General features: G+C 59.0%; 4 protein-coding genes. 3 read left to right on the plus strand and 1 reads right to left on the minus strand.

Translation table 11 applies throughout. The features are described from left to right. On the plus strand, positions 1-264 hold a 264-nt coding region (locus Q0K62_RS07690), incomplete at its 5' end, for a hypothetical protein (protein ID WP_297317391.1). Between the two features lie 1,698 nt (positions 265-1,962). On the opposite strand, the gene Q0K62_RS07695 is transcribed toward Q0K62_RS07690, so the two are convergent. Beyond that, on the minus strand, positions 1,963-2,946 hold the full coding sequence (locus Q0K62_RS07695) for a helix-turn-helix domain-containing protein (protein ID WP_297317392.1): 984 nt from the start codon (positions 2,944-2,946) through the stop codon (positions 1,963-1,965). A gap of 202 nt (positions 2,947-3,148) precedes the next feature. On the opposite strand from Q0K62_RS07695, the gene Q0K62_RS07700 reads away from it, so the two are divergent. Beyond that, positions 3,149-4,444 carry an MFS transporter gene (locus tag Q0K62_RS07700; protein WP_297317393.1) on the plus strand — a complete coding sequence of 432 codons (1,296 nt, stop codon included), beginning with the start codon at positions 3,149-3,151 and terminating at the stop codon, positions 4,442-4,444. 80 nt (positions 4,445-4,524) lie between these two features. Continuing rightward, positions 4,525-6,096, plus strand: a complete 1,572-nt coding sequence (locus Q0K62_RS07705) for a hypothetical protein (protein WP_297317394.1) — start codon at positions 4,525-4,527, stop codon at positions 6,094-6,096. Positions 6,097-6,122: the final 26 nt, after the last annotated feature.

Raw genomic sequence — 6,122 nt, forward strand, 5'->3', positions numbered from 1 at the left:
ACCCCCACACAGAAACCCACCAGGCCCGCCAAACCCGTACAGAAACCCACCAAGCCGACCGACCCCACACAAAAGCCAATCGACCATACACAGCAGCCGACCGGCCCGGCCGATAACCCGAATCCGTCCGGCGTCCTGTCCAGCACGGGCAGCGACACCGCCCCCATCCTGGCCGCGGGAATCCTGACCCTGGCCGCGGGAATCCTGACCCTGGTGAGCATTCGCACCGGACGAAGGATCGCACACGGCTCCTCCACCAAGTAGAAGAACGGTAACCGACCCGCCACACACGAGGAGGGCCGGTTATCGGGAAACACGCAGCGCCGTCTCCCGGTAACCGGCCCTCCTCCATACAAACAGACATCGGTTATACGCCCGGCCCCACAAAACCCGACACCGCTCAGCGGTCCCGGGTCTCCTCCCCGACGGGAAGCCGACGCGGAATCATCAGTGTCGCAGAAGCGAGCAGAGACACGACATCCCGCATTCAGCAGGACTAATTGCCACCGTTTCCTCGCGAATCATGGGTTATGGGCTCAAGCCCCACGAGAGATCACCGGACCGTGCAGGAAACCCTGAGCTTGATACCGGCATGAACGCTACGCTTGATTGCCGTCTCCGACGTAGAGGTTCACGCATCGACATAGAGCCTATCGGAGGTGCGTACCGATGACATCAGGCGGTACCATGCCTTTCGCAGGGGCCGTCGCGACGGCTTCGCACTGAGACCCCATCAGCACAGATCGATACATTTCCAGATCCCCCGCGCATATCAGCTTCGGTACCATCGTGAGCTACTCACGAATCGCAAGAACCCTGTCCCGACTCCTCAAGACCGATGCCGCCCATCGTCTCTTCCCTATGGCAACTGACCTCGGCAAGCCGAAGTCACCTTTAGGTGCGGTCTTCGCCAATGGCGGTGACAGGCGATTGCCCCCCCCCCCCGATCAACCGTCATGGTGCGCATTCCCATGAAGAGCCTGAAAAAGCCGTGGTAGAACGTATGGATCGTCGCGCCTCCCACCGTTCTGATAGCTGCAATCTGCACCAGTACGCGTTTGGAGCATACCGGTAACTCTCCGACTGACCGACACGTGCACTTCATCGAACTCTGGAGGCGTGTCCTGGCCCGCTAACCTCACAGGATAAACCAGGACATGTCTCCGATACGGAATCGGCGAGGCTTTTCAGGAGATGGGCCTGGATGCGGAATCGGTGTCAAGCTCGTCTCCATTATTGTTGATGGCAGCTGTTTCGCCCTTACCTGCCCCCCTTGTTGGTCGGCGTCCTGTATGGCGAATTCAGTATGGGTACGTTCCGCAGACGCAGCTGCATCGGCGGTGAATCCACACCTCGCCCATCGACGTTCTCCTTGAACAGGCCGGATATGTCGACCAGGGTTGCGCAGCCCGGTTTATTTGACCGCGAGTAGGCGGCGCTTACCGTACCCTTCAGTTTGCTGTTCGTCCCCACGGGTATCCTTGATGAGCGCTGTTGGTGTTCCATATGCGGTCCGGTCATTATGGACAGGCGCTTCATACCCTATTGAGTCCCCGATGCCCCCCTCCCCGCGAAAACCGGCACCGATAACAATCACAGCCGGAGTGCCCTCCCTTCGGACAAATCGTCCTCGACACCTGCGAGGCTGATACATCGCCCACAGGGTCAGCTACCTTCACCAATCTGCGATCGGGAAAGCACCGGGCTTCCGGCGTCAGTGATCGACGCAATCGATTTGTCGCGGGTCTGCAAGCGCATCAGCTGCCTTTGGCCTGTATTGTCAAACACCCGTGAGTGCAGTTCCCCACGCCACTTGCCAGGCACCTTCGCTCATGGTGAGGTGGCTTAATGCTCCCCGCTCCACATGCTCGGTACCTCCCTGAGGCGGTGCAGCGGAAATCGGCATTCACGCATATCCGTGGTTGTATTCAATTGTCCACAAGAGGGGCAGGAACCGGAATACTAGAGCTGGCGGTTCTTGCTGCGGTAATCATCGGGGGTCGCACCCAGATATTTGTTGAACAGCCGAAAGAGCGATGTCACATTGCGGTAGCCGATCGCCTCGCTGATTTCCTGGTTCGAACAGTCGGTGCTGTTCATCATTTTCTGCGCCTCGATCAGTCTGCGGCGATCCAACAGCTCCTGGAAACCTTCCCCTGTGGCCTTTTTCAGTTTGTTGCTCAGGTAGTTGGGGTTGTAACCGAACCGGTCGGCGACGGATACCAGACTCACCGTGGCATAGTGCCGGTTGATGTATGAGATGATCGGAGCCACCTGCTCGGCCTGGATGTTGCCGAAATCGATGACGCTTTTGGAAATCAATGCCTTCAATTCAATGACCAGTGCGGAAAGCACCAGCTCCATGGCCCGGTTCCGGCCAACGGTCGGCCGGCCAGCCAACCCTTGCTCGATGAGCACCTCGATCAGGTTGGTGGGCACGGCGTGCCCTTGCAGGTCGAAGACGATGAGGTTGTCATGCAGGGTCGAGGCGTTGCCCACGTTGGCGATGAGCTGGGAGATCACATTGAGCGACTCCGGGACCATGGTGAACATGGAGGTGATGTCCGCATGCTCCTGAACAAGGATGTTCACCAGGATATCGTCCTCATCGGTATACGAGATTCGGTGGGGTACGGCCTTGTCCAGCATGACCAGGCTGCCCTGATGCAGCTCGACAAGCTCATTGTTGATGTATTGCGTGCACCTCCCGGAATACATGTAGTTCATTTCGATGAAACTGTGAGTGTGCTCGGGCACATAGGAGAAGCGGTTGCTCTTGGTGACGGCTATGCTGCCATCCTTGAAGAAAATCCACTCGGGCATCTGGGGCACGGCACCATGGGAGAAATCCAGGTTCATGTAATTGAAGTTGCTGACCGTACTGAGCTGGCGACGTTCGACCTCATTGTGTTCATGAAGGATGCGATCAAGTCGTTGCGAGAACATGGAACCCTTCCAAGCCTGACGGGGACAAGGAACCTGGCCGGTATCCCCTACGTTCGTACACTGCAACCCCCACCATTCATGCACACAATCTGTGAATTTGCAAATAAAGTGCGATTCCGTGCCTCTTGTAACCCCATCCATACCTCGTTACGATAAATCTACGTTGCGGTACACGGTTTCTCAATCAACGAGGACAGGGAACATGGAACAGACATCGGAATTCACCAGGTATCGGCCTCTGGCCATTGCAGCGGGAATTGGATCTATTCTCGGATCCGGGATCATTGTGGGACTCTCGGCCACGATTACCGTTTGGCAGCAGGGGCTGGGGTTGACCAATGGCCAGGTAGGCATCATCTCCGGTGCCTTAACATTCGCCATTGCCGCCGGATCGCTCCTCTCCGGCCAAATCACTAAACATGCAGGCCTGATCCGTTCATTCAACTGGCTCAACTTCCTCTACGCCATCGGCGCCCTGGTCTGTGTTTTCTCCGGCAACTACGCCATGCTGCTGGCTGGCGTCATCATCGCAGGCCTTGCGTCGGGTGCCGATCTGCCGATCAGTCTGACCGTGATCTCGCATGATTCCCCCAACGAGAAGACCTCGGCCCAGCTGGTCTCTTCCACACAGATTTTCTGGCAGGTGGGCGTACTCAGTTCTTATGTGGCCGCCTTCCTGGTCTCCAAGGTCAGCGGAGCCACCGGGGCCCGGATCGTCTTCGCCCTGCTGGCCATCGTGGCTGTAATCACCTGGCTGTGGCGCCTCTCATCCGCCAGGTTCCGGATTTTCCATGAAGAGGCCGATCAGCGCATCGCCGAGGAACGGAGGGAAGAGGCCGCAAGCGGGCATACCGTGGTCGGCGAAGGCGACAGGGTCAACATCCGCAGTGTCTTCTTCAGCAAGGGAAGCTCAAGGTATGTTCTCTTCTTCACCTGCATCATGGTCTTCTATCTGGCATGGAACCTCCTGGCCAACACCTTCGGCCAGTTCCAGACCTTCACCCTGGTCCAGGCCCACGCCAGCCAGACCTTCGCCACGGGTGCCGGCATCGTCCTCAACCTGCTCGGCCTGGTGACCACATCCATCTTCGCCTCCCTCTCCGGAGGAAAGTGGCGCAACATCGTCTTCGTCATCGCACAGATCATCCAGATCGCCGCCATGCTTGGCCTGGCCCTGAGCAGCTCCTCGCTCTGGCCCATCGTCATCGCCATCGGCTTCTACAACATCGGCAATAACCTCGCCGGCGAGGCCATGTACAAGGTCTGGACCCAGGAGTCCTTCCCGGTGGAGGTCCGTGCCTCGGTCCAGGGCTTCATCAACGGTTTCTCCCGTTTCTGCTGCGGTCTCTTCGCCCTGATCACCCCGGCCCTGGTCGTCCCCTCGGCCATCCGCGGAACCATGTTCGGGTTTGCGGCCCTCCTGACCGTCGGCCTGATCGGCGGTCTGGTCATGATTGCCATGCAGAAGAAGTACGGCGTCCGCGAGGCGGAAGTCTGACGGGACGATGCCATGCAGGGGTGTGAGGGCGGCCGCTTCGGCCACCTCCCTACGCCCCTGCATTTTTGAAAGGTAAGACAATGGGATTCACGTTCCAGATCAACAACGACGTCACATTCAATCATGACGAGCGTCTGCTCGCCAAGGCCGAGGCACTGCGCCCCAAGCTCCGTACCGGCACCATGGAACCGGTGGGCGAAGGCACCTTGACCGCCGACTCCGAATCATTGGGCGGGGTGACCGTGACAACGGACGCCTCCACAGCCAGACAATCCAAGCCCATGAAGCGAGGGGATTCGCTGATCCTGGACTTCGGCGACCATATGGTCGGACACTTCTCCATCCATATCGAGTCGGTCGGCTCCCCCATGGACGCACCTTTGACCCTGCGTCTCAAGTTCGCCGAGCTCCCCGTTGAGCTCTCCCAGGAAAGCTCAACCTACGACGGCTGGCTGAGCAAGTCCTGGATTCAGGAGGAGACCATCCACCTGGATTCCCTTCCCGTCGACCTAGAGATGCCCAGACGATACAGCTTCCGTTATGCGGAGATCAAGGTGATCGACACCTCCCCCAAGTGGCAGGCCGTTTTCAGCGATGCCAGGGTACAGACCGTGAGCGCCGTCGAATCCCTGCCCCAGGAGCCCGTGAGCGATGACCCGGAAATCCAGAGGATCTATCAGGTCGGCTGCAAGACGCTCCGGGACTGCATGCAGGAGGTCTTCGAGGACGGCCCCAAGCGCGATCGCAGGCTGTGGACCGGCGACCTGCGCCTCCAGGCCCTGGCAGACTATGCCACCTTCAACGACACCACCCTGATCAAGCGGTGCCTCTACCTCTTCGCCGGCATGAGCACCACGGATGGACGCATCTCGGCCAACGTCTTCGTTGATCCCGACACCCCCGATGACACCTTCCTCTTCGACTATGGCCTCTTCTTCATCTCCACCCTGAGCGACCTCATGAACCATGAACAAGACATGGAGGTGCTCCACGATCTGTACCCGATCGCCAAAAAGCAGATGGATGTGGATCTGGATCTGGTAGGCGATGACGGCGAGCTCAGGCTCGGGGATACCCCGGTCTTCGTGGACTGGTCCAACGATTTCGACAAGGCCACGGCCATCCACGGGGTCCTGGTCTATGCACTCCGTCAGTTCATCGACCTGACCGTCAAAGCCGGCGAGGACGCACGGCCCTACGAAGCCAAGTTGTCCGCCCTGATCCAGTACGCCAAGGACCACCTCTTCGACAAGGAGAGGGGACTATTCACCTCCGGCCCCGACCACGAATTCAACATCGCCAGTCAGACATGGATGGTCCTGGCCCGGGTCCTCGACGACCAGGGCAACCACGATCTCATGTCCACCACGGTGCACGAGCTCTTCCCCGTCACGGGCATCGCCACACCCTACATGTACCACCACGTTGTCGAGGCACTCTTCGTGGCAGGCCTCAAGGAGGAGGCCATCAAGCTCCTGAAGTCCTATTGGGGCAGGATGATCGCCCTGGGCGCCGACACCTACTGGGAGGCCTTCGACCCCGACCAGCCGGAGTACTCCCCCTATGGCAGCACCCTCATCAACAGCTACTGCCACGCCTGGAGCTGCACCCCCGTCTACCTGATCAAGAAGTACCTGCCCATGGGCAGGTAGGTTGTTGCCTTAGGCGTTCGGGGACC

It is taken from the genome of uncultured Bifidobacterium sp. (genome assembly GCF_945269915.1).
Lineage (GTDB): Bacteria > Actinomycetota > Actinomycetes > Actinomycetales > Bifidobacteriaceae > Bombiscardovia > Bombiscardovia indica.

Coding starts and splice junctions, on each gene's coding strand:
- Q0K62_RS07695 (WP_297317392.1), bottom strand. CDS start 2,946: ATGTTCTCGCAACGACTTGATCGCATCCTTCATGAACACAATGAGGTC.
- Q0K62_RS07700 (WP_297317393.1), top strand. CDS start 3,149: ATGGAACAGACATCGGAATTCACCAGGTATCGGCCTCTGGCCATTGCA.
- Q0K62_RS07705 (WP_297317394.1), top strand. CDS start 4,525: ATGGGATTCACGTTCCAGATCAACAACGACGTCACATTCAATCATGAC.